This window comes from Synechococcus sp. MU1617 (genome assembly GCF_020514235.1).
In the GTDB taxonomy this organism is placed as follows: domain Bacteria; phylum Cyanobacteriota; class Cyanobacteriia; order PCC-6307; family Cyanobiaceae; genus Parasynechococcus.
In genome coordinates, this window is the sequence record NZ_VTLB01000004.1 from 118944 (window position 1) to 141222 (window position 22279).

At 59.2% G+C, this 22279-nt stretch carries 21 protein-coding genes; 6 read left to right on the forward strand and 15 right to left on the reverse strand.

Translation table 11 applies throughout. From position 1 onward, the window contains the following. Positions 1 to 21: 21 nt before the first annotated feature. The gene (gene ftsH, locus FZZ90_RS09610) at positions 22 to 1896 is read right to left on the reverse strand and encodes an ATP-dependent zinc metalloprotease FtsH (RefSeq protein ID WP_226425531.1); all 1875 of its coding nucleotides are present in this window, start codon (positions 1894 to 1896) and stop codon (positions 22 to 24) included. Positions 1897 to 1980: 84 nt separating this feature from the next. On the opposite strand from ftsH, the gene FZZ90_RS09615 reads away from it, so the two are divergent. Together FZZ90_RS09615 and FZZ90_RS09620 are read left to right on the forward strand one after the other, a co-directional pair. After that, positions 1981 to 2637 (forward strand): SOS response-associated peptidase, encoded by a 657-nt coding sequence (locus FZZ90_RS09615; protein ID WP_226425533.1) that lies wholly within the window; start codon positions 1981 to 1983, stop codon positions 2635 to 2637. A gap of 57 nt (positions 2638 to 2694) precedes the next feature. Continuing rightward, on the forward strand, positions 2695 to 3402 hold the full coding sequence (locus FZZ90_RS09620; protein ID WP_370631051.1) for an ion channel: 708 nt from the start codon (positions 2695 to 2697) through the stop codon (positions 3400 to 3402). Positions 3403 to 3504: 102 nt separating this feature from the next. Here the strand turns inward: FZZ90_RS09620 and FZZ90_RS09625 are convergent, their stop codons facing one another. The 4 genes from FZZ90_RS09625 to FZZ90_RS09640 form a co-directional block, all read right to left on the reverse strand. Beyond that, entirely contained in the window at positions 3505 to 3954 is a 450-nt protein-coding gene (locus FZZ90_RS09625; RefSeq protein ID WP_226425535.1) for an MAPEG family protein, read from the reverse strand. 55 nt (positions 3955 to 4009) lie between these two features. Continuing rightward, positions 4010 to 4390 (reverse strand): hypothetical protein, encoded by a 381-nt coding sequence (locus FZZ90_RS09630; RefSeq protein WP_226425537.1) that lies wholly within the window; start codon positions 4388 to 4390, stop codon positions 4010 to 4012. A gap of 161 nt (positions 4391 to 4551) precedes the next feature. Continuing rightward, entirely contained in the window at positions 4552 to 5616 is a 1065-nt protein-coding gene (ribD, locus tag FZZ90_RS09635; RefSeq protein ID WP_226425696.1) for a bifunctional diaminohydroxyphosphoribosylaminopyrimidine deaminase/5-amino-6-(5-phosphoribosylamino)uracil reductase RibD, read from the reverse strand. Then, positions 5616 to 6104, reverse strand: a complete 489-nt coding sequence (locus tag FZZ90_RS09640; protein WP_226425539.1) for a DUF3122 domain-containing protein — start codon at positions 6102 to 6104, stop codon at positions 5616 to 5618. Before FZZ90_RS09640 ends, ribD begins: the two co-directional genes overlap by 1 nt. A 71-nt stretch (positions 6105 to 6175) precedes the next feature. On the opposite strand from FZZ90_RS09640, the gene FZZ90_RS09645 reads away from it, so the two are divergent. Further along, positions 6176 to 7156 carry a helix-turn-helix transcriptional regulator gene (locus FZZ90_RS09645; RefSeq protein ID WP_226425540.1) on the forward strand — a complete coding sequence of 327 codons (981 nt, stop codon included), beginning with the start codon at positions 6176 to 6178 and terminating at the stop codon, positions 7154 to 7156. Here FZZ90_RS09645 and FZZ90_RS09650 read toward each other — a convergent pair. From FZZ90_RS09650 to FZZ90_RS09660, 3 genes are read right to left on the reverse strand one after another with little or no spacing between them, the layout of a single operon-like run. After that, positions 7075 to 9573 (reverse strand): GH116 family glycosyl hydrolase, encoded by a 2499-nt coding sequence (locus FZZ90_RS09650; RefSeq protein WP_226425542.1) that lies wholly within the window; start codon positions 9571 to 9573, stop codon positions 7075 to 7077. The genes FZZ90_RS09645 and FZZ90_RS09650 overlap by 82 nt on opposite strands. A gap of 59 nt (positions 9574 to 9632) precedes the next feature. Next, positions 9633 to 9875, reverse strand: a complete 243-nt coding sequence (locus FZZ90_RS09655; protein ID WP_226425544.1) for a hypothetical protein — start codon at positions 9873 to 9875, stop codon at positions 9633 to 9635. Further along, complete coding sequence (locus FZZ90_RS09660; protein ID WP_226425545.1) at positions 9872 to 10945, reverse strand: sulfotransferase; 1074 nt, start codon at positions 10943 to 10945, stop codon at positions 9872 to 9874. The genes FZZ90_RS09655 and FZZ90_RS09660 overlap by 4 nt, the downstream gene beginning before the upstream one ends. 32 nt (positions 10946 to 10977) lie before the next feature. Here FZZ90_RS09660 and cbiE point away from each other — a divergent pair, with 32 nt between their 5' ends. After that, a complete protein-coding gene (gene cbiE, locus FZZ90_RS09665; protein WP_226425547.1) occupies positions 10978 to 12237 on the forward strand; it encodes a precorrin-6y C5,15-methyltransferase (decarboxylating) subunit CbiE in 1260 nt (419 codons plus the stop codon). A gap of 7 nt (positions 12238 to 12244) precedes the next feature. Here the strand turns inward: cbiE and FZZ90_RS09670 are convergent, their stop codons facing one another. Genes FZZ90_RS09670 through FZZ90_RS09680 form a run of 3 tightly spaced genes read right to left on the reverse strand, consistent with a single transcriptional unit; the run spans position 12245 to position 14277 of the window. Beyond that, positions 12245 to 12688, reverse strand: coding sequence for a DUF192 domain-containing protein (locus FZZ90_RS09670; protein WP_226425549.1), 444 nt, complete (start codon positions 12686 to 12688; stop codon positions 12245 to 12247). Between the two features lie 6 nt (positions 12689 to 12694). Next, positions 12695 to 13372: a response regulator transcription factor gene (locus tag FZZ90_RS09675; protein ID WP_226425551.1), complete on the reverse strand. Its 678-nt coding sequence runs from the start codon at positions 13370 to 13372 to the stop codon at positions 12695 to 12697. After that, positions 13369 to 14277, reverse strand: a complete 909-nt coding sequence (locus FZZ90_RS09680; protein ID WP_226425553.1) for an NAD(+) kinase — start codon at positions 14275 to 14277, stop codon at positions 13369 to 13371. The genes FZZ90_RS09675 and FZZ90_RS09680 overlap by 4 nt, the downstream gene beginning before the upstream one ends. Positions 14278 to 14365: 88 nt before the next feature. Between FZZ90_RS09680 and FZZ90_RS09685 the strand changes: the two genes are divergently transcribed. Together FZZ90_RS09685 and FZZ90_RS09690 are read left to right on the forward strand one after the other, a co-directional pair. After that, the gene (locus tag FZZ90_RS09685) at positions 14366 to 15448 is read left to right on the forward strand and encodes a hypothetical protein (protein WP_226425555.1); all 1083 of its coding nucleotides are present in this window, start codon (positions 14366 to 14368) and stop codon (positions 15446 to 15448) included. A gap of 28 nt (positions 15449 to 15476) precedes the next feature. Next, positions 15477 to 15902 carry a hypothetical protein gene (locus FZZ90_RS09690; RefSeq protein ID WP_226425557.1) on the forward strand — a complete coding sequence of 142 codons (426 nt, stop codon included), beginning with the start codon at positions 15477 to 15479 and terminating at the stop codon, positions 15900 to 15902. Here the strand turns inward: FZZ90_RS09690 and FZZ90_RS09695 are convergent. The 4 genes from FZZ90_RS09695 to FZZ90_RS09710 form a co-directional block, all read right to left on the reverse strand. Continuing rightward, positions 15899 to 16759 carry a formylglycine-generating enzyme family protein gene (locus FZZ90_RS09695; RefSeq protein WP_226425559.1) on the reverse strand — a complete coding sequence of 287 codons (861 nt, stop codon included), beginning with the start codon at positions 16757 to 16759 and terminating at the stop codon, positions 15899 to 15901. The two genes, FZZ90_RS09690 and FZZ90_RS09695, sit on opposite strands and share 4 nt — an antisense overlap. Next, complete coding sequence (locus FZZ90_RS09700; RefSeq protein ID WP_226425561.1) at positions 16759 to 19155, reverse strand: arylsulfatase; 2397 nt, start codon at positions 19153 to 19155, stop codon at positions 16759 to 16761. The genes FZZ90_RS09695 and FZZ90_RS09700 overlap by 1 nt, the downstream gene beginning before the upstream one ends. A gap of 148 nt (positions 19156 to 19303) precedes the next feature. Further along, positions 19304 to 20605 carry an NAD(P)/FAD-dependent oxidoreductase gene (locus tag FZZ90_RS09705; RefSeq protein ID WP_226425562.1) on the reverse strand — a complete coding sequence of 434 codons (1302 nt, stop codon included), beginning with the start codon at positions 20603 to 20605 and terminating at the stop codon, positions 19304 to 19306. Between the two features lie 83 nt (positions 20606 to 20688). Then, positions 20689 to 22242 carry a DUF1254 domain-containing protein gene (locus tag FZZ90_RS09710; RefSeq protein ID WP_226425563.1) on the reverse strand — a complete coding sequence of 518 codons (1554 nt, stop codon included), beginning with the start codon at positions 22240 to 22242 and terminating at the stop codon, positions 20689 to 20691. Positions 22243 to 22279: the final 37 nt, after the last annotated feature.

Sequence of the window (22279 nt, forward strand, 5' to 3'; positions counted from 1 at the left end):
CGGGGATGAGGGCCGCTGCCGTCAAGCGGTCACTCCAGACGGCAGCACACTCGCCTCGAGCATCTGCTTGAGGTCATCCCCCTCGATCACCTCTTTTTCAAGGATCTTCTGGGCGATCGTCTCGAGTAGCGCCATGTTTTCCCGCAGGATCGTGAGGGCGTCGTCGTGGGCCTGGTCCACTAGCCCGCGGACTTCCTTATCAATGGCCTGGGCCGTGGCATCACTCACCGAACGGCGCGGGTTGTTGCCTCCCCCAAGGAAACGGCCACCGCCCTGCTTGTCGTAGGCCAGAGGCCCCAGGGTGTCGCTCATGCCGTAAGTGCCCACCATCTGCTCGGCCAGATCCGTGGCCCGCTGCAGGTCGTTGGCAGCGCCCGTGGTGATTTTGCCGAAGACGATCTCCTCAGCGGAGCGGCCTCCAAGAAGCGTGGCGATCTGACCTTGCAGTTCTTCCTTGGAGTTGAGGAAGCGCTCTTCCGTGGGGAGCTGCAGGGTGTAGCCCAGGGCACTCATGCCGCGGGGGACGATCGAAATCTTGGCAACCTTGCTGCCACCAGGCATGAGATGGCCCACGATCGCGTGGCCCACCTCGTGATAAGCAACCACTTTCTTTTCGTCGTCCTGCAGGACGCGGCTCTTCTTCTCCAGACCCGCCACAACGCGCTCGATCGCTTCACCGAGATCTTGCTGCTCGACGCTGGTGCGCTGGGCACGAGCTGCAAGCAGCGCGGCTTCATTGACGAGGTTGGCGAGATCAGCGCCAGCAAAACCGCTGGTGGCCTGGGCCACGCTGTCGAGGTCAACGCCTGCAGCCAGCTTCACTTTCTTGGCGTAGATCTCGAGGATGGTCTTGCGGCCGGAGAGATCGGGGCGATCGACCAGAACTTGCCGGTCGAAACGACCCGGGCGCAGCAGCGCCGCATCCAACACTTCGGGTTGGTTGGTGGCCGCAAGAACGATCACCGGCTTGTCCTGCGCTGCGAAGCCATCCATCTCGGTGAGCAGCTGATTAAGGGTCTGCTCCCGTTCGTCGTTGCCGCCGACAACGCCCATAGACCCCGAGCGGCTCTTGCCGATGGCGTCGAGTTCGTCAATGAAGATGATGCAGGGCGCTTTTTTCTTCGCTTCTTCAAACAAATCGCGCACGCGAGCGGCACCGGCTCCGACGAAGAGCTCGACGAATTCCGAACCGGAAATAATGAAGAACGGCACCTCGGCTTCGCCCGCAACAGCCTTGGAGAGCAGGGTCTTGCCGGTGCCAGGGGGGCCGACGAGCAGCACACCCTTGGGGATGCGAGCACCAATCTCGGTGTAACGCTCAGGACGCTTGAGGAAGTCGACGATCTCAGTCAGCTCCTGCTTCGCCTCATCCACGCCAGCCACATCGGCGAAGGTGATCCGCGACTCCTCATCGGGCACATAGACCTTGGCCTTGCTCTTGGTGAAGCTCAAAGCACCCTGTGCACCACCGCCCATCGAGCGGCGGGCGAAGAATTGCAGCACCAGGATGAAGATCAGGGGGGGCACCACCCAACTGAGAATGGTGGTGAAGATATTGGGCTTCTTCGGAGGTGCTGCTGCGAATTCAACGCCCTTGGTCTCCAGGCGTTGCGGCAAATCCATGTCGAAGATCGGCGTGGTGGCCAGCACCGGAGGCGTGCCTTCCTCGGGATCACTCAGCTCATAGCGGATCTGATCCTGGGTAATGAAGGCCCGCTTCACCGCACCGTCATTCACCTGATCAATGAACAGGGAGTAGGGCACCCGCGGCACCTGCTGCATGCCGTTGGTGGGGAGGAAGCTGCTGGCCAGCAGCAGCACACCGAAACCAATCAGCACCAGGTTGATGATCCCGAAGCGACGGTTCGGCTGGTTGTCGTCCTGGCGGATCGGCATGGATGGCCTGAAAGTCCAATCACGCTACGAGGGATCACTGGCAATCAACGGGTGTAAGAACCGAACGGCTCCTAGGTTCTGCAGATGTGTGGTCGCTATTGCCTCGACACGCCTCGCGCGGAATTGCAGCAGCTGCTGGGCAGCTGGCTGCGGCCGGACGACAGCGCCTGGTTGGAGCATTACGCCCCCCGCGAGCTGATCCGTCCCCATGAACCGGTGCTGGCGGTGCGGCGGGAGCACGGTGAAGACCGTCTCGCCCACATGCTTTGGGGCCTCCTGCCGGGCTGGGTCAAAGACCCGTTGCAAGCGCCGCGACCGATCAATGCCCGCGCTGAAACCATTGCGGAGAAAGCCTCTTTTCGCGGTCCATGGCGTCATCACCGCTGCCTTCTGCCCAGCACGGGCTTTTTTGAAAAAGGACACCTGATCCATCGCAGAGACCGGCAGCTGTTCTGGTTGGCCGGTGTCTGGGACCGCTGGATCGGACCCGATGGCAGTGAAGTGGAGACCTGCTGCGTGATCACGACGCGGCCCAACAGCCTGGTCGCTCCGTTGCACGATCGAATGCCGGTGATCATTCCCGATGGCTTGGAGAGCGTCTGGCTCGAACCCGGTGATGGGGCCCACCGACGCGCCCTCGAGCCGATGCTCACGCCATCACCAGCGGAGCCATGGGACTGCAGAGCACTGAAGCCAGCTGCCCCTGCAAACAAGCACCAGCAACTCTCCTTGCTTGATTGAACAAGGCTTGACAGCCGTGGCTGGCTGCCGACCCTGGGAGCAGCAGCAGTATCCAAGGTGCTGGTGGGTCTGGTTCAGCGGCTCCTGCAGCGTGATGACACGCAGCTGAAGCTGCTGCTGCTCTTCACCCTGATCGCCACCGTGGGCTTCGCCTTTCCTCGCTTGGACTGGGTGACCTACATCGGCTACACCCTTGTTGCCTTGTTGCTGACGCAGGTGATGGTGGGGAGCAGCAAGGCACCGGATTGGAGTGATGCCCTGTATCGGAGTCTGGGGCTGATGGCCGTGGTGACCATGTGGCTCTGGCTGCTCACGCCCCTGGAGCTGATCTACAGCGGTATGCCGTTGGCCCTGAGCTGGAGTGTGCTTGTGGGCTGGAGCGTGATCCGCCTAGTGACACGCTTCGCCAGCACCAGACGCGTCACCGAGGCGCTGCTGATGGGTGCCACGGCCGGATACCTACACATCGGGCTCGTCGCCGGCCTGGTGATGAGTGCCCTGGAAACGATCCAACCGGGCAGCTTCCAACCCCTGGAGATGACGAACGTTGGCGATTCAAGTGTTCTGGCCAACGCCCGCATCTTTTCAGCACTGAACTACTACGCCTTCGTTTGCCTCACCACCGTGGGCTTCGGGGACATCAGCCCGATGCTCCCCCTGTCACGGATGGTGAGCGTGGCCACCAGCGTTGCCGGACCGCTCTACCTCGCGGCCGTGATGGGCGTTCTGATCGGCCGCTATGCCAACAGCCTTGAACGCCGGTGAACCAAACAGCAACAAATCAACTTGAGCACTCACATCCTGGATCTATGAAAGGTGATCCATTAAAACTGATCGATTAAAACAACTCCAGAGGCCTCAAATCGATTACCAGACAAGAGCTGCCAAGCCAACACCATAAAGAACGCCACTGCAAAGCAGACCCAGGAACCAAGCCAAGGATCGAGCAAAAGGCACATTAAAAAGATAGGCACTGATGTAAACAATTCGAAGGGCTGGATGTGCCCAGGCAACTACAACAGTGATGAACGGAAGGCTTTGTCCGTTCAAAACAGCAACGACAGCAAGCAGTGCTGCAGGGGCATGGATGGTGAAGGCTTCAAAACTGTTTTGCTGTGCCCAACTAGCGCGCTTGCCCCAAGCCGGAAAGCGATCAAACATCGACCGAAGAGCCGCCAGATCCTTGATTTCAAGGCTTGCGCTGAATCGAGCGATGTAAAGCAGGATGATGCTGATCAGCAGCGTGGCGAACGACAGCACCAACGACCACAGATAAGGCTCTGCACTCGACACCATCGATTGCGACAAATCTGACATCAACATTCACAAATCAAGGTTCTTTAAGGCTAGAGGCCTCGGCAGCAAAAGCAACTTAATTTGATGTATCGCGGAGGCTTGCGATGAACGCAGCCACGCAAATACCCCATATCACTCCTTTAACAATAATCCCATTAACATCTTCAATGGGATGATCTGGTCGAAACGTTGACCCACGTAGATAGGCTTCCAGATGCGCGAAGAAGGGCACGAACATTCCTCCTGCCGAATATCCCCAAGCACCAGCCAAATAAATCGTGGACTGTGCAAGCTTGGCCGTGCATGCAGCAGCAGCAAGGATCAGCAAAACTCCCGACCCATAATCCTCAAGCATCGTTGTTGCATTGATCGAAAAGTAATCAATGCCTCGACGTGCTGTTTCTCCAAGTATAAAAATTGTTCCCATGGCATAGGCCATGGCCTGAGTGCCCTTCATGCATTCATTGGATTCAAATTTCATTGTGAGGCCTGATGTCGAGTTGTGCATGCAAATCACGTTGCACAGCTGCATCGTTCGAGAAAAATCCGATCGTTCCCCTTACAAGACCCCAAAGTTGTCTTGCAGCCGAGGGAAAGACTCACAGAAGAGGACTGAACTCAGGAGCCGCTGCGCCAACGGAGCAGCCAGTCGTGCCCCAGCGGCTCGCACTGATGCCACCTCCCCTGCAGCGCTTGATCCATGGAGCTGAAGTCCAGATCTCCTAGAGGGGTGCGGGCCGCCATGCCCCCCATCAGCTTCGGAGCCACCACCGCCGCAATCTCCTGCACACAGCCCTGCCGGATCGCCGCGGCCGCCAACTCAGGGCCGCACTCCCAGAGCACCTGGTTGCAACCACGCCCCGCCAGAGCCTCCATCAGCTGCATCGGTTCACAGGCTGAAAGTTCAAGTCCCTCAAGGCCAGAAGGGAGATGCTGGGGATCGGCATCGGGACCGTGGGCCACGAGGGTCGGGGCGATAGCGGTGTCCCAGAGCTGGGCCTGATCCGGAAGATCCAAGCTGCGGCTCAGCACCACCCGCAACGGTTCTGGCGAACGTCTGCCGCGACTAGTCAGCAGCGGATTATCAGCACGAACCGTACCGCCACCAACGATCACTGCATCCATGCCACTGCGCAGCCGATGCACCCAATCGCGGGCGTATGGGCCGCTGATCCATTGGCTGGCCCCATTGGGCAAAGCGGTGCGGCCGTCCAAGCTCATGGCCCACTTCAGAATCCCGAACGGGCGGCCGGTACGAACGCGGTGCAGGAAAGCCCGGTTCTGCTGGCGGGCCTCCTCGCGCAGCACACCACTGATCACCTCCAGACCCGCCTCACGCAGCTGACGAATGCCGCCCCCATCCACTCGGGGGTCCGGGTCCTCCAGAGCGATCACAACCCTACGAATGCCCGCCTGAAGCACCGCCTCACTGCAAGGGGGCGTGCGGCCGTGGTGGCAACAGGGTTCCAGGGTGACCACAAGGGTTCCGTCTCGGGCCGCATCCCCGGCCTGCCGCAACGCACCCACCTCGGCATGGGCGGCACCGGCCCGCGCGTGAAAGCCGTCGCCAACAAGGCGCCCATCGCGATCAAGAACCACGGCCCCCACGAGAGGGTTGGGACTGGTGTGTCCTTCAGCTAGGGCGGCCAGGGCCAGGGCTCGCCGCATCCAGAGCTCCCACATCAGCTGAGAGGCAACTCCTGCAGCGAGCGCCATTCCCCGACGACATATGGAGGGATCGGCAACTCAGTGAACACACCCGGCAACGCCAAGCGCAGCGGTCGGTTGTTGCTGAGATCGTTCAGCAAGGGATCAAGGGCAAATTCAGCCGCTGCGTCGCGGCCATCGGTGGCCAGCACCGAATTGGCCAAGGTGATGTCGTCCAGCTGCCATTCGCGGCGACCCGCCAACACCTGGAGGGTCACCGGATGATCAAGCCTCAGCTTTCCGGGATAGCCCACCACGCGCAGCACCACCGGCTGGCCTGGAGGGCCTTCGCGGTAGGCCACCGCCTGCCAGCTGTCGTAATCGAGATCCCGCAGACTCTCAAGCGAACGAACCATGGCGACGCCTGCCTCACTCTCATGCTGGTGCACCTGGGCCCAGGCCATGCCCGGCGTAAGCAGCAAGAGCCCAAGGGCGGCCATGAAACAGCAGAGCAAACGGCGCATGGGGAGGACGACAGTCCGCGAATTCTCACAACAAAACTGTCCTTCAGAGGATTTTCACTGAGAATTAATAAATGGAGGTTGCTTTTAATTCGGCTCTGGGCCTTAGCGCCACCCTGGAAAGGGTTGGCTTCGAGATGGGTGTCGCCCAATTGAGCCGCGGCACTCTCCATGGCGTCGTTCGCCTGGGTGGATCGAAGCAGCTGCCGGTCTTGTCGATCCAGACCAATCAAGACCTGGTGCTTCACGGCAACCGACGGCCTGGGGTCTTGCCCTTCACCTTGAACATCTCCGACCAGCAACCAGTGGTTCGCGGAGAAGAAACGCATCAGGGCTCTCTGCATGGGTTCCATGCAGGACTGAGCGACGTCTTTTTCCAGCTTCCCGCAGGAGCCCACATCCAAGCGGCGCTTGTCTCGCAAACGCGGTTTGAACAGCTCGCCACCGCCACCGGTGATCACCAGACGCTGGATGTGATCCACAGATCCAACTCCGCCAACCTTCATCCCCAGCGGTTTAAAGAAATCAGCGCATTGATCCAGGCCCAGCTGATGGGAGGGGGCCAGGATGATCTGGTGGAAGTGGCGGCGCTGGAGGCCTTGTCACCCCATCATCTGCAGGGAACAGCCAGTGGTGACCTCGGCGTGAGAGCTGGGCTGATGAAAGATCTGATCGCTTGGGGGTTCGAGAACACCGGCCAAGCGATCACCCTGGACGACCTGTGCACGACGATCTTCGCCTCACGCTCCGCAATCGTTCACCACTGCCGTCAGACCTTCGGCACTGGCCCAATGGCTCTGCTCAAACAGATCCGGCTCAGCCAGGTGCATCACGCCCTCAGCTCCCCAGAGGTGCAGCACGCCATTGGCTGCTACACCGTGCAGGCGATTGCCTCACATCACGGCTTTCAGAGCCGCAATCACTTCGCCCGGGATTACCGCAACCAATTCGGCGAATCCCCAAGCGCCACACTTCAACGGGCATCCGCTCCCGGGATCAGCGTCCAATCGGTCTCCGTGGCCCAGAGCCCCCAGATGGCCATGGCTCTGAGGTAGTGACAGGCCCGGTAGGTGTTCACCGCGGTAATCGCCTCAGGGGTGCGGAACTGCAGACCACCGGAATACACCTGCTCAACAACGGCTGAGCAGATCGCTTCCGCCGTCTGCTTCTCTCCCATCAACCGGTAATAACTGGCAATCCCGAAGTTGATCCCCGTCCACACCTCCAGGGGATGGGTGCCATTGGGATCCAAGGGGGTTCCATCACGGCGCAGGCCATTGGCCACGCCCAGGCAGCCGCCATCAAAGGCTTCAAAGCAGGCCTCCTTAACGGCCTTCAAGGTGCTGCGGCTGTTGGCATCACTCACCACCGGCGGCAGGCCCAACAGCCGTGCGTAGAAATCGCCGCAGAGCTGATCAGCCATCACCACTGGCGTGCCGCTCTCGGCATCGATGTCGTAGTACTCGCCATTCCAGAGCAACTTGTCGAAATTGCCCCGGGATTGCTCGAGCCAACCGCTGAATTCCTTCTGCTCGGCTGAGGTGTCGAGCCCAGTCCTGAGCTGAAGGGTCTGGGCAATGGCAAGAGCAGCCTCCAGTGCAGCGACCCAGAGGGCACCGCAGTAAGCACTTACCCCCTTCAAGGGCCAGTCGTCGAAGGTCTGATCCGGGGCACCGCCGTTGTCGGGCAGCCCGTCATTGTTGACATCAAAAGTTTTGAGGTAGCGCAGGGCCTCCACGGCCGCCGGCCAGCAGTCGGCGAGGAAGCGGATGTCTTTACCGCTGGGAGCCAGCTTGAAGGTTCGCCACACCTGCAGCACAAAATCACTACCGAGATCCTTCCAGAGGTTGCAGTCCTGATAAGCGGTGTAGTTGGTCGCATCCCAGGGGATCTCGTTGGGAGCCCCCAGGTCATGGGGGGTGGCTCCTTTCACCTTGCGATCAGCCTCCACCCGGCCCTTGCCCTGGGTGAAGTACCAGCCAATCGGACGCTGGGCGGCGTCCGCCGCCGGAATCGCCCGGGCAAAGCTGCGCAACACGGCCTTGTCGAGTTCGGGCCAGAGCTGCAACAGAGCAAAGGATCCGTAGAGACGAACATCGAGGCTTTCGTACCAGGCGTAGTCGAGGCACTCCAAAACGCCGAAGCGGCCGTGGGGATCGTCGGCTGAGGCCGCACTCCAGAGGCTGCCGCCACTGCAAAGGTCGTAGAGCTCATTGAACAAAGCCATCCGCAGCGGTTCCGGCAGGTCTTCGCGTTGCAGTACCGGCTGCTGCCAGGCCTCGATCTGCTGGCGCCAACTGCGCCAGTCGCGCAGCGCTTCAGCGGCAATGGCAACCGCCTGGTTGGCATTTGCGCCAAAGAAGTCGGTGTAGCGGCGCAGAGCCTGGCTGCCGGTGGCAAAGGCCGTCACTGGCAGGTCCCAGCTGATCACCAGCGGAATCTCAATGCTCTGCCCAGGGGCCAGCTGACACTGAACCGCCAGCGCAGCACTGAGTGGATCATCCACTCCACTGCGTCGATCGTTGTTGCTCTCGGGGATCGAACCATCATTACTGAAGCTGTCCCAGAGCTCACGGCCATCACCGCTGGGATTCCAGCGGCTGCAGCGCTGGATGGTCACACCGGGCTGCTCAGCCGTGGCAATGCACCACTGGCCCTCACCTTCAGCAACGGGCTCGGAGACGTTGCCCTCTAGCACCACTCCTTTGAGGGAGCCATCGTCGATGCAACGGTTTCGCTGGCCGGTAGTGGTGCCGATGGCCGGGGCGTAGTTGTGCTCCGGGCTGCCGTCATCGCGGAAGTGAACCTCGGCCGAGGCATCGGTGTTGGTGAACCAGCCGGTGGTGTTGCGCCAACTCAGCAACAACGACAAATCCAAAGGCTGGTCGGTGGGATTACGCAGCGTCCAGATGAACACTGCCACCGGGTAGCTGGTGCGCTGATAATCACCCGGGAGGATCGGGCTGAAGGCCTCACAACGCACCTCGGCGTCATACACACCCTCATAGCTCGTCCAGCTGATTGGATAGCGGGCGGCATAGGTGCCGGTGCTGCGATCCGCCGTGCTGGCTGGGTACCACTCCCAGGCCTTCAGCGGCTGGCCGCCCTGCGGACGCGAGGCATCCCGATCCGGCTGAACCGCCAAAGCGTGGGCGCGCTTGCCGCAGCCATTCCCCTCAAACAGAGCGAACTGGCAATCGGGCAGCACACCAAACCAGTGCTCGCCGCCATCAAGGTGCCAGAGGTTGATGTTGCCGTCGGGCGCCCGCCCGAAGCACCCGGCCCCGAACCCCCCAAGCGGCATGCCGTGGTTGGGGCCGTCGTCGAGGTTGCTGGCATAGCGAACCGTGTAGGGCTTGTCCCAGCCCAGGCCGAAGGGGCGAATCCAGGATGCCTCCGGTGGCTGCCATCGCTTGGCTTGCTTACCGCGGCCCAGCAGGGAGTTCAGAGCAGACCAACCGAACGAAGCCATGCAGGGGCCGAGAGTCGCCCCAGATTGCCAGGTTTGGCGCGATCAGCCAGCCGTTGAGATCAGCCTGCAGACAATGGTGAGGGATTGTCCTCGGCATCCAGCAGGGCATCCAAGGTGACCGCCGTGCGGACCAAGGCCTGATAGCGATGCAGACTCCTGCGGTTCTGATCCAGCCAACGGCCGGGGGCCGTCCCCTCCAGGTCGGGCTGATCGGGATCGAGCAGGGGCAGATCGTCCTGCTGCGCAATCAGAGCAATCACAAGATCGTGCAATCGTTGACGGCGATCGTGGGCTGGGGTCATGCCTCCTCCATCAGGTCGTTCAGGCGCTGTTGCGCTGATAAGGGCAGGGTCACCGGATCAGCGGTGTAGCTACGGGCCTGGGCAATCCGAGCCTGCAGCGGAGCCTGCGCCACCGACCAGCTGCTGAGCCCGAGTTCGTCATAGATCCGTCTCACCGCAACGAGGGGTTGGCGAATCAAGGCCTCATAGGGCAGCTCAACCATCTGCCCCGCAGGGATCCGATGCCGAGAGGCCTCAAAGGCATCAAGCAGCTGGCCATGGGCCGCCACCGTTTCCTCCACCTGGGTGACAGCATCAGGCAGGGGCTGGAGTCCCACCAAAGCGCCCAACCGCTGCTTCACCTGAACCAGCGAGCGGATCGAGGCCTGCGGATCACGGCGCAACAGAACAAAGCGCGCCTTAGGGAAGTGGCGCAGCACCAGCTCCACCCGAGCGGAATGGGCGCTGTTCTTGATCAGCAGTCCCGTCTTTCCCTTGCCGTCATGGAGCCAGGAGAGCTTGGTGAAGTGCAGCCACTGCCGCTCGAAAGCACCGGACGAACCCAGAACATTGCGTCGGAAAAACCAGGGATAGGCCAGGGGAAAAGCCATGCCCGCCATGTTGGTATCCATGGTGAGTCGGGCCAGCCCGAGCTCATCCTCCTGGGGGTCGTCCGGCCCCCACGGCACTGCATCAATCGGCCGCTGCTGCGTCATCAAGGCTTTGAGTGCCGAACGAATCCAGGGTTTGAGCAGCAACGCCACCTGCGGCGCCATGGTCAGCGAATTGCGTGCCGTCGCCAGTGTTGGGTCGCAGGCCAGCAACTGATGCAGATAGGTGGTGCCACTGCGCCAGTGGCCAATCACCACGATCGGGTCGTCTGGAAGTTCGACCTTCTGCAACCGGCGAGCAAACAGCCAGGACTGAACCCAAGCCAGGGGCTCCACCAGCAGCCCACTGAGTCCCATCACCAGGCTCACCCTCCAGCAGGAGAGGGCCGGACGACGAAGCTGCAAACCTCGAAGCAGCACCGCAGGTCGCACAAAGCCTCCCGCCACCAAGCGATCGACCAGCAAAGCCCCCCGTCCCATGGCCCCACAAACCCTCACACCAGAATGACGGGATGATCGATGTGATCGGCACCGACGCCGGGGCTCCCTCCTCGTTGCCCGTTCCGCAGCAGACGTTGCTGCAGGCTGCGGAGGTGATTGCTGCGCCGCAGCGGTTGCAAGCTGCTCTGCAGGCCTGGCTGGGGGACGCACGCCCAGAACTCATCAGAAGCGATGACCCGCGGGCTCTGGCGGACGCTCTGCAATCACGGCCTTCGGATCAGCCTGTGGTGGTGCTCGCCAGCGGCGACCCGCTCTGGTTCGGCCTGGGTCGCATTCTCTGCGATCGCATCGGTGTAAAGCGGCTGCGGTTTCATCCCGCCCCCACATCGCTGCAGTTGGCCTTCGCCCGCATCGGTCGCCCCTGGCAGGACGCCGACTGGGTGAGCCTGCACGGACGGAACCCCGAAATACTTGCCAGCGCCTTGCAGAAACGACCGGCGGCCCTGGCGGTGCTCACGGACCCAAACCAGGGGGGCGCCAGCAGCGTGCAGCGGATGTTGCGCAGCAGTGGCCTGGAGACCAGCACGGATCTGTGGCTCTGTGAAAACCTCGGGCATGCCGATGAGCGGGTTCAGCTGATCACCCCCGGCACCGCATTACCAGCAGATCTGCATCCGCTGCTGATTGCGCTACTGATCGCCCGAGAACCTGTCGCACAAGATCCCCATCAGCTGCCGTTGTTCGGGCTCGATGACGGGCTCTACCTGCAGCACAGCGACCACCCCGGACTGATGACCAAGCGGGAGGTGCGCATCCAACTACTGGCCGAACTCGCCCTGCCAAAGCAGGGCGTGCTCTGGGATCTGGGGGCCGGCACCGGTAGCGTCGGCCTTGAAGCCCTGCGCCTGCGCCCTGAGCTGCAACTGCTGGCAGTGGAACGCCGCGCCGGCGGCGCGCAACTGATCCAGCGCAATGCGCAACGGCTCGGGGTTAACCCCGCAGCGGTGCTGGAAACCGACGCCACCGCGGTACTGAACGGCGGGCTCCCCAGCCATCTCAGCCAGCCCGATCGGGTTTTGCTTGGAGGCGGTGGCGCCCAACGCGAACGCTTGCTGCAAGACGTTCTGGCACGGCTGCGGTCTGGTGGCGTTGTGGTGATCCCCCTGGCGAGCATTGAGGCATTGGCCAACGTTCGACCACTGCTCGAAAATGCCGGATTGGCGGTGCGCGTACAGCAACTGCAAGCCTGGCGTGGACAACCGCTGGGGGATGGCACGCGCCTGGCTCCGATGAACCCCACGTTGATCGTGACGGGAACGAAGCCGGCTTAAGGCGGCTTCACTCCGAAGGCGTGAGCGGAGCAATTCGAACCGGATCGCCGATGGCAATCCCAAGCCGCTCCGCCTCCCCGGCACCGATTTCAATCACTGCATCAACGAAATCAGCCCGTCCATTGCCATCCGCATCGGCGGCGTAGGAGCGACAGGGCAGCGCAGCGCAGGTTGGAACGGCACGCACCAAATCGAGCACCCGCCCATCGCGCACAAAGATCATGTCCAAAGGAGCGAGGGTGTTGAACATCCAGAAGCGCTGCGGCTGCGGGGTGGAGAAGGGAAACCACATCCCGCGCAAGGGCGACAGGGCCGGCCGCTGCATCAACCCCAGCCGCTGCTGCTCCGGAGTGCGGGCTACCTCGAGATCAATGCAACGCTGCTGGTCCACGCACCAGCGGGCAGCAACCGAGAGCCACTGCGGAGGCGGCTCAGGGGGTAGAGCATCCATAGCCACTCAAACCTCCGGCATCAACTGGCCGAGGCAGTACCCCCGGCCGCGCACGGTGTGGAGCAAACGGCGCTCACCACCGGCCTCCAGCTTCTGACGCAAGTAGCGCACATACACCTCAACAACATTGCTGCTGGAGCTCTCCCCCTGCCACACCTCCTGAAGCAAAAGCTCGCGGCTCAACACCTGGCCCCGCCTTCGCAACAACACCTGCAACAGCATGAATTCCCGGGCTGTTAAAGCCACAACACGTTCTCCCCGCTGCACCGTTCGGGTGGTGGGATCGACGCTGAGATCGTCGAGCTGAAGCAGCGCCGGTCGCTGACCTGACCGCTGTTGAATCGTGCGGTGCAAGCGCAAACGCAACAACAGGTCGCTGGGCCCGATCTCCGAAAGCCAGAAATCGTCGGCGCCGGTTCCCAGGCAGGCGGCGCGGGCCTCAACGCTGTCCCGTTCCAGGTCCAACAGGATCGGCATACCTCCGAAACGGCTGCGCAGGTCTTGAATCAATACGGCCTGATCGGCCGCCAGCACAGCAGCCACAGGCGATTCACCCGGTTCAGGGGCATGGGCCGAGGGACCTGCACTAAGCCAATCGAGGGTGGCGTAGCCCGATGCGGCTAGTCGGGGCGCCAGGGACACAGCCGCAGGACCTGCCAGCAGCAACAGGGGATCAGCGTTCATTCCCGCTCGGGCTTGGCGATGTGGGGCAGACCCCATCCGAGCTTGTTGCGAAGCACCTGGAAGAACTCATGGTCAGCGAGACGAACAAACCGCACGGGGTGATCGCTGCGACGGATTAGCACCCGATCTTCCGGCCAGACATAGCAACCAGCACTGCCGTCCACCACCATCATCAGGCGCTCTGGAGTGGCGGGAAACACCGTGACAGGCTCACGGTCACTGAACACCAAGGCGCGGGAGGCCAAGGAATGGGGTGCGATCGGGGTGAGTTGCAGCACCGGACAATCCGGCGTGATCACTGGCCCACCGGAGCTGAGGGCATAGGCCGTTGATCCCGTCGGCGTGGAGAGGATCACACCATCGGCAGCGATGTCCACCGGGGCATGGCGGCCGATGGCGATCTCGAAGTGACACATGCTGGTGAGCGGCTCACGGTGCAGTGCCATTTCGTTGAGGGACAAAGCCTCCCAGCGGCGCTGATCGCCCCGCATCACACTCACCACGAGGTTGCAACGTTCCTCGATCGTCCATTGCTGCGTGAGCACCACATCGAGGGCCCGGTCCAGATCATCGAGATAGGCCTCGGCCAAAAACCCCAGATGGCCGGTGTTGATCGTGAGAATCGGAATCCCAACAGGGGCGGTCTGACGCGCTGCAGAAAGCACCGTGCCATCCCCCCCCAACACGATGGCCAACACCATCGATTGGTCGAAACCCTTTGGCACACAGGCGCTGTAGCCCCGAAGCCGCAGGTGCTGATCGGGGTTGGCAAAGCCCACCATGCCCCCGGAGCTGCTGGCCCGCTCCACGGCATGGCCGGCTGCCTCCAGACGCTGCTGAATCGTGTCCGCGGTCTGAACCGCGAGCGGCTTGCCGTCATTGACGATCAGTCCAATGCGGGGCACTGACCGCCTCAAGTGCAGAACCTGGCCATTTTATGAGTCTTGGAGGAAACGGAATCAGGCTGGCCCCCATTCGACACAGAGGCTCTCCGTGGGCGGTACAGCGCCTGGGACGATTCGAGCGCTTTTATTTGTCGGCCAACAAAAAACCCCTATTTTCAGTTTGATTTATTTTCAAATCGGCATGCGTCGCTTTCTTCTCCCGCTCGCTTTTGCCATCCCTGCACTACTCGGTACAGGTGGTCAAGCATCGGAAGAGTTGGCTTGGTCATACACCCCCTGGGTGACGCAAGATCTGCTCGCGCAAGCCGAGGGTGATGAGGCTATTTCCGAGGCAGAAGAAGATGACAACGACTGGCGGCTTTACCTCGATCTCTATGGGTTCTTGCCCCATGAGAATGAGGGAACTCTCAAGCTGGATGGAAACAGCAACACAGGCAAGCTGAGTCTTAGCGACATTCTTGAAAATGTTTCCAGCATTGCGACAGTTCGAGCAGGAGTGGAACGAGGGCGCTGGGGCCTTCAGACAGGCATCTTTCACGGAGCTGTGGACTTCAACGACAGTGGGTCGAAATATGTGACTCGTGATCACTCACGTGTCCGGAGACTCACCGGCGACAAAGTGACGCGCAAACTCACCCTCAAAGGTGATGTCGAGGGAGATTTTCACCTCGATCAAACCTTGATCGATCTTGCTGTTCGCTACCGCGCGGGTGATGTTCAGCGTCCAAAAATGGATCAAGGAAGCTTCAGCTTTGTTGGTTTTGCAGGAGCCCGTCTCGTGGACGGCACGATCAAAACCGATATAGACGTTGAATTGTCTCCGTCCTACGAGGGCCCAATTCTTCAGGCTGAGCGCTCCAAAAAGCAAAGCTTCGGCGATTCCTGGTCACACACCTGGGTACAACCGTTAATCGGAATGCACGCCACTTATGCATTCAGCCCTGAATGGCAAGCTTTTGTGTACGCAGACGCCGCTGGTTTCGGCCTGGCCGGCGAAAAGGATCTCAGTGGCAACGCACAGGCAGGCATCGCCTATGCAGTTGGAAATTCAACCCAGATTTCACTGTCGTACAAAGTCTTCGGCCTGGAATATTCGGCCTACGGCAATGACAACGGATACAAGACCTTCTCTCATGGCCCCAACGTTGGAATTCGTTTTCTCTTCGACTAATAGCTCATTACATCGGCTATGAATCTAATTGCATCTAGATCCATTTTTTCAGGTCATTTTGATGCATAAACCTCAACTCAACACCCGGAGATTGTCCTGTCTGGTTGAACTTGCAACCGGCACAGCACTGCTGCTGACGCCTGGGCTGGCAACGACGCTGATCGTTGGATCATCCCTGCCCAACGGTGGGAATCAGATGGCCCAACTGTTTGGAGCTGCAATCATCTGCCTCGGGTTGTCCTGTTGGTCAACTACTCAATCGTCAAGCCAAGACGCGATGCCAGGCATCGGCCTGACGGCATACAACATCATCAGCGGCCTCCTACTGGCCATATTCGCCTTCTCAGGCGATGCAAGGCCCTCTGTGGCACTCCCTGCGGCCATCCTTCACATCGCACTTGGCGTCGCCCTTCTCAGCACACAAATCAAGGGCCGGACATCAAACCAGCCCTAACAATCTGCAGCGCAGCGAAAACCCATGTGACAGGTCGCCGTATCCAGCGTTTGGCCCATCAGGGCAGACGGTCGGAACCGGTGGCAGTAGTTGTCGGCGCAAAGGAACGAGCCGCCCTTAATCACCCTTCGTTCTTGCTCACCTTCAGGAACCGCGTAGGGCGTCGACGTCCATTCCCAGACGTTCCCACAAACGTCAACGAGTCCGTAGCCGTTGGCAGGAAAGCTACCGACGGGTGATGTCCAGAACCAACCATCCGTCTCTTTGTTGTCCCAAGGGAACGGGCCCTGCCAGACATTGGCCAGCCAACGACCATCAGGCGTCTTTTCAGACCCCCAGGCGTAGTCCTGATCAACCAGGCCTCCCCGGGCCGCAACCTCCCACTCATCGGCCGTGGGCAACCGTTTCCCGGCCCAATCGGCATAAGCAAGGGCATCCTCGAAGGCGACATGAACAACGGGATGCTGCATCAATCCTTCGAGGCTGGTGTCAGGCCCCTGCGGATGGCGCCAGTCGGCACCAGCGATTAAGCCCCACCAGGAAAGAGGTTCACTGCGATCCACCGTTGGCGGAGGAGGCAGGAAAACAACAGACTCGGGAATCTGCTCTTCAGGTGGAAGATCCGGGTACAGCGTTGGATCAGGAGGACATTCCGAAACTGTTTGATAGCCGGTGGCGTCCACAAATTGTTGAAACTCAGCGTTGGTGACTGGCGCCAGATCAATCTCGAATGAGTCAATCGAAATCTGACGCACTGGCGCTTCCTCGGGATAGAAGCGATCGGAGCCAACTTGATAGTCCCCAGCCGGGATGGCAATCATTCCATCCCGGCAATTCGACGTCGAGCTCGACACCATCAGCCCTGTTTGGTGTCAGTGTCTTTGGGATAGATCTGAATCGTCACCTTGTCGATCTGACCGCCATAGGCGCTGTAACGACGAGGACCGATGGTCTTGATCGTGACCGCTGATCCACGGTCAAGACCGACGTCAGCACCTTCATCAATGGAGAAGCGCGATGCAATCGTCTTCTCCATGCGGCCCTCTGCGACCACCTCGCCGTTGAGTTTCAAGCGAACGTCAGCTCCTTTTCCAGTACCACCACCGTCGTAGTCGAGCTCGAAACGGATTTCTGACTTACCAGTTGGTAGTGGCTTGTTGCTTGTGAGCGTGAACAGCTCTCCCATGTAGTTGTACGTGTAGGAAGGTCTGTTGTTTTCAACGTAAAGAGACCAACCTCCAAATCGACCACCCTGGGAGAAAATCACACCATCTTCTTCGCCACCTTTCACATCAACAAATGCCGTCACACTGTTCGACACGTTCTTCACGTTGAGAATCGAGTCTTCAACCAGGTTCCAGGCATAGGGATACAAATCAATGGATGTCCGATCACCTAGAAGCGTCGGCCGACCTGCAACGGAAGGAACGAGACGCTCCAGAAGACGATCATCAAGGGGCAACACCTGATTTTCAATCGCCTCTTCCATGAACTTCTTCTTCATGGCCTCAAGGCGCTCAGGCTCCTGATCGGCGAGATTATTCGAAAGACTGAAATCCTTGGTGGTGTCGTACAGCTCCCAACCATCATCTGCCGCAACCGTGTTCATTCTTTCGGGCGCCATCCAGGGATACATGATTGTCGCCCGCGCCATCCAGCCGTTGTGATAAATACCTCGGTTGCCGATGATCTCGAAATACTGCGTGTTGTGCTTTTCTTTGGCATCCGGGTTATCGAAGGTATACATCAGGCTGGTTCCTTGCATGGGAATCTGCGGGATGCCATTAATTGTCTTTGGCATCGGTAGATTGGCTGCCTCAAGGATCGTTGGAGCCACATCATTCACATGGGAGAACTGTGTGCGTACACCACCACCTTTCTTGATGCGCTCAGGCCAATGAATCACTGTGCCATTGCGTGTTCCTCCAAAATCACCGGCGACTTGCTTGGAAAGCGCAAAAGGTGAATTGAAGGCGATTGCCCAAGCCATGTGATACATGGGATAGGTGGTTGGACCGCCCCATTCATCGAGCTTGGCCTCCTGTTCATCCGGCGTTTCTCCAACACCGTTGAGATAGTGGTTCCAGTTCCAATGACCAGTCCGATCCCCCTCAACACTGGCGCCGTTGTCACCAGTGATATAGATCACCAAGGTGTTATCAAGCTCACCTAGATCTTCAATCGCCTGAATCAAACGGCCTGCTTCATAATCGGAATGCTCCGTGAAAGCAGCAAACACCTCAGCCTGACGCGCATAAATTTTCTGCTGCTGGGGAGTAAGGCTGTCCCATTTGGGAATACTGTCTGGCGCCTTGGCCATCTGAGTCCCTTCGGGGACGATGCCCGCCTTGATCTGGTTCTGAAGATTGCGTTCCCTAAGAACATCCCAACCTTCATCAAACTTGCCCTTGTATTTAGCAATCCATTCTTTGCCCACATGGTGTGGGGAGTGGGCACCGGCCGAGGAGTAATAGATGAAAAATGGCTTATCAGGCTTGATCGCCTTCTGTTGCCGCATCCAACCGATCGCCTGATCGGTCATATCTTCGGTGAAGTGATACCGATCTTTCTTCGGTGCATCGACAACGGTGACACCATCGTGGATGGTGGGTTCCCACATGTTGTCTTCAGCGCCGACAAAGCCGTAGAACTTCTCAAAGCCCTGACGCGTTGGCCAACGGGTTTGAGGACCGGCTGCCGTGGTCTCACGGCCGGGAGTCTCATGCCACTTGCCGAAGGCGGCAGTGTTGTATCCATTCAGTCGCAGGATTTCTGCAACTGGCACCGCATAATCAGGCACCACAGTTGAGTTGCCGGCATATCCAGTTGCAACTTCAGGGATAGATCCTGTATTGACTTTGTGATGATTACGGCCAGATTTCAAGGCCGCCCGGGTTGGCGCACAAAGTGCAGTGGTATGAAATTTGTTGTAGCGAAGTCCGTTCTCGGCAAGTTTTTCAGCCGTCGGCATGTTCACCACACCGCCAAAGGCGGAGGGTGCTGCATAGCCCACATCATCAAGCAGGATGATCACCACATTGGGTGCATCGGCAGGTGCCGTCACCTCCCATTGGGGAGGCAATGGCACCTCTGACGGCAGTACCTTGGTAACCTTTTCAGGCCGTGGCTCAGCGATCGGCAGCTGCGTGCGATCAAACTGAGCGCTGTTAGCCTTATTTTGAAGCCCGAGTTGAGTTGAGCAGGCAGCAAGAACAAGGACGCCGCCTCCCAAAGCAATCTGACGGAGTTTCATGAACTCAGGAATCAAATAGTCAACATATGAAGCCTAATCAGGATGAGACTCACGAACCAAAAATTTCACAAACAAACCAGAGAGAAATTTCGAAAAAGTTTTTTTCGTACCAACATCCATAATCGTTTTGGACTGTGGATCGGCAGTGTCATCCCTGAAGACTCTTGGCAATGCCCAATGCTGCTGAGGAACCGCTGGCGATCGCTCCCTCAATAAAGCCGCGCCAAGCCTGGGCATGGTCTCCGGAGGCAAACACAAGATTGCCCTCCTGTTGAGGCAGGGCATTGGCAAACCTTGCGATCGTGCCGGGCCGATAGGTGCACCAGGATCCCTGGGACAAAGCATCGCCACCCCAGTCGTGGCCAAAGGTGGACAGCAGCTTGACGCCTGGAAGAAATTCTTCGAGAACGGCTTGCCATTCATCAACCGACTTGTCCAAAGCACCGGATTCGAGGCTGAATCCAGCCAGAACAGAGTGTTGTTCGCCGCGCTTGTAGGTGAAACTGCCGATCAGGGGGGAATCCGTTGAACGCGACAGGGTCATCACCGCGCCGGGATCTCCCTGCACCTCAAAAAACACCTTGTAGCCACCACCAACATGCTTCAGCGTTGAGGCCTCCTGCTTCGCTGCAGACAATGGCGGATCAAAGCTGACGCTGTTGAGGAGATTCAACGGCAGCGTGACGACCGCACGCTTGGCATTAACGACGTCGCCATTGGTTGTGGTGACCACAACCCCGGCCTCCGATTGCTGAACAGAAGCAACAGACGTATTCAGCTCAACATCGAAACCACCATCCTCAGCGATGGCATCAACCAGCTCACCCGTTCCATTGGTGAACTTGTAGCGGGCCGCGGTGTCATTGAAGATCTCGTAATTCCAACCGGTCAGCGACCAACAACGCATCATCTCCACATAAGACGCGTTTTCGGGTTGGTTCATCGAGAGGATCTCGAGGAATCCGCCAATCGATGTGCGTTGCAGAGGGGTGAGATCCAAGGCGGCAAAGCGATCAGCAACGCTCTGCGAATCATGGGCACAGATCGCATCCCAACAGTGATCTTGGTCGTAAGGGCGCTCCCAAACTTGCTTGGCCTCCGCAAAGAACAGCTCAAAGCCCTGCAGAAATTCAGCGAGCTGGTCTTCCTGCAGGTCATTTACCTGCCCATCAACCTTGATGGCAACCCGCTCGGCAACACAACCGGGAGTTTCCTGAACCTCCAAGCCGTAACGCTCCTTTTCCGCCCAAACAAAGGGTTGGGTCCAGTGAATCCAGGTTCCGCCCAGCTCCACATGGAAACCATTCACCTCCTTGTACCAAGTGCGACCACCCAAGCGATCACGGGCCTCGAGCAGCAACACATTGAAGCCACGGTGTTTGAGATCACGGGCCGCGGTAATCCCGGCGAAACCGCCACCGATCACAACAACATCAACAGTGCGAGACATCGGACCAGAGGGAAAGGAGAACGGGACAAGCAACGACACCCATCGATGGATAGATACCCACCGATGGGATCAAGACAAAAGAATCAGAGCTGTTCGATCGCACCGAGTTTCCAGGTGCGGTCAAACCACTCCTGACCTGGGCCATAGAGACGGAAGATGCCGAACCAACCCTTGCCGGGAACCGTCTTCACCCAGTTGGCCTCTTTGCCAGCAGGGGCTTCAGGGCCGAAGTAAAGATCAATGCTTCCGTCAGCATTTTTCGCCATCTCGGGATTGCGCTTGTTGTTTTTGCTGGGGTAGGGCATCTCCTTGCTCTGGAGCATGGAACGGGTCTGCGGGTCGTAGACCACGAACGACCAGAAGCGCTGAGCCGGTGGATTGGCAGGGATGTTGACTTTGTAAGTCTTGGATCCATCCAGGTAGGCGCCGCTGCCATCACGCGAGCTGAAGGCGTATTGGGACCCCACGCCAGGAAGTTCCAGCACCATCGCCGGCGTGTTCACCGTGGCCAGGTAGAAGAACAGCGTGCGGCCATCCATGTCACGGCCACCATTGCCGCCATCCACGAGGTACGTGTGGTTGCCGCCGGGGAAACCGGTCTGCCAATAGCCGGCCTTGCCGGGATAGATGTATGCCTTGGGATCCTGCGGGGCAAACAGAATCGAACGTGCCGTCGCATTGCCAATGGCGACCGCTTCAGTCAGCAGGGCTTTCTGCTCCCTGGTCGGATTGAACGGCTTCCCTTTTTGAATGCCAATCGCCGAGGCCATGCCCAAGAGTTCAGGGGAGAACATCTCGGAGGGCTCACGCTGGATCACCTCATCCAGTTCCTCGTAGAACTTGAAGTTGTTGGCATGGATGGTGTTCACATCTGACCCGGTGAGGTTGGTGAACGTGTTTGCAGGAGGGTTGCTCCTTTGAGCGAAGGGATACACCTTGAGGCCATTTTTAAATGCCGTCTTCGCCGTATCAGGCTTGCCTTGGTCATCAAGAAAGCCGCGAAGAATCAGCCAGTTGATTTTGCTGGGAGTCGTCGCAATGAAGTAACCATCGGTGTTGGCCGGTGGCGTGTGGCCTGGGCCAAGAATCAGATACTTGCCGCCTTTGCCTTTGTCTGGGCCAGGGCCACCCATGTCGACAACAAAGCGGAAAAAGGCGTCATTAACGGTGCCCGGCCCTGTTCCCGCAGGAACTTCCACCACCACAGGGCCATCACTGAGATCAAGAAAAGCCGAGGCATAGACCGTATCGGTATTGCCGGTTAGCCAGAGCGATGTGGAGCTCATCAACTCCTCAAACAAACCGATATCTCGATTTGGCTTCAAGCCATAGCCATCGCGGTGGCCGACATAGAGCATCTCGATGGATGCTGCCGGCATGAAATTGAGGAAGGTCTGCACACCACGGCCGAGATCCACTTGACGGCGCGCTGCCTTTTTTGTGGCTTCATCAGGGAAGCCATCGAAATAGCGGAACGTGCCGATGCGGGTACGAACAACATCAGGCGTTAAGACATCTTCAGGGATCGGCGTGTTGTAACCCTTGGGAGTGACATCCTTCGCTTGAACTGGAAATGCAGAGCTTCCGATCAAGAGAGTGGAAGCCAAGAGAGCTGAAACAGAATTAAGGCCTTTCATGACAAATCAATGAATAAAAGTGGAAGTCGTGAATTGT

Excerpts from the sequence above, each read along its gene's own strand:
- ftsH (WP_226425531.1), bottom strand. The coding sequence starts at position 1,896 with ATGCCGATCCGCCAGGACGACAACCAGCCGAACCGTCGCTTCGGGATC.
- FZZ90_RS09615 (WP_226425533.1), top strand. The coding sequence starts at position 1,981 with ATGTGTGGTCGCTATTGCCTCGACACGCCTCGCGCGGAATTGCAGCAG.
- FZZ90_RS09625 (WP_226425535.1), bottom strand. The coding sequence starts at position 3,954 with ATGTCAGATTTGTCGCAATCGATGGTGTCGAGTGCAGAGCCTTATCTG.
- FZZ90_RS09630 (WP_226425537.1), bottom strand. The coding sequence starts at position 4,390 with ATGAAGGGCACTCAGGCCATGGCCTATGCCATGGGAACAATTTTTATA.
- ribD (WP_226425696.1), bottom strand. The coding sequence starts at position 5,616 with ATGTGGGAGCTCTGGATGCGGCGAGCCCTGGCCCTGGCCGCCCTAGCT.
- FZZ90_RS09640 (WP_226425539.1), bottom strand. The coding sequence starts at position 6,104 with ATGCGCCGTTTGCTCTGCTGTTTCATGGCCGCCCTTGGGCTCTTGCTG.
- FZZ90_RS09645 (WP_226425540.1), top strand. The coding sequence starts at position 6,176 with ATGGAGGTTGCTTTTAATTCGGCTCTGGGCCTTAGCGCCACCCTGGAA.
- FZZ90_RS09650 (WP_226425542.1), bottom strand. The coding sequence starts at position 9,573 with ATGGCTTCGTTCGGTTGGTCTGCTCTGAACTCCCTGCTGGGCCGCGGT.
- FZZ90_RS09655 (WP_226425544.1), bottom strand. The coding sequence starts at position 9,875 with ATGACCCCAGCCCACGATCGCCGTCAACGATTGCACGATCTTGTGATT.
- FZZ90_RS09660 (WP_226425545.1), bottom strand. The coding sequence starts at position 10,945 with ATGGGACGGGGGGCTTTGCTGGTCGATCGCTTGGTGGCGGGAGGCTTT.
- cbiE (WP_226425547.1), top strand. The coding sequence starts at position 10,978 with ATGATCGATGTGATCGGCACCGACGCCGGGGCTCCCTCCTCGTTGCCC.
- FZZ90_RS09670 (WP_226425549.1), bottom strand. The coding sequence starts at position 12,688 with ATGGATGCTCTACCCCCTGAGCCGCCTCCGCAGTGGCTCTCGGTTGCT.
- FZZ90_RS09675 (WP_226425551.1), bottom strand. The coding sequence starts at position 13,372 with ATGAACGCTGATCCCCTGTTGCTGCTGGCAGGTCCTGCGGCTGTGTCC.
- FZZ90_RS09695 (WP_226425559.1), bottom strand. The coding sequence starts at position 16,759 with ATGGTGTCGAGCTCGACGTCGAATTGCCGGGATGGAATGATTGCCATC.
- FZZ90_RS09700 (WP_226425561.1), bottom strand. The coding sequence starts at position 19,155 with ATGAAACTCCGTCAGATTGCTTTGGGAGGCGGCGTCCTTGTTCTTGCT.
- FZZ90_RS09705 (WP_226425562.1), bottom strand. The coding sequence starts at position 20,605 with ATGTCTCGCACTGTTGATGTTGTTGTGATCGGTGGCGGTTTCGCCGGG.
- FZZ90_RS09710 (WP_226425563.1), bottom strand. The coding sequence starts at position 22,242 with ATGAAAGGCCTTAATTCTGTTTCAGCTCTCTTGGCTTCCACTCTCTTG.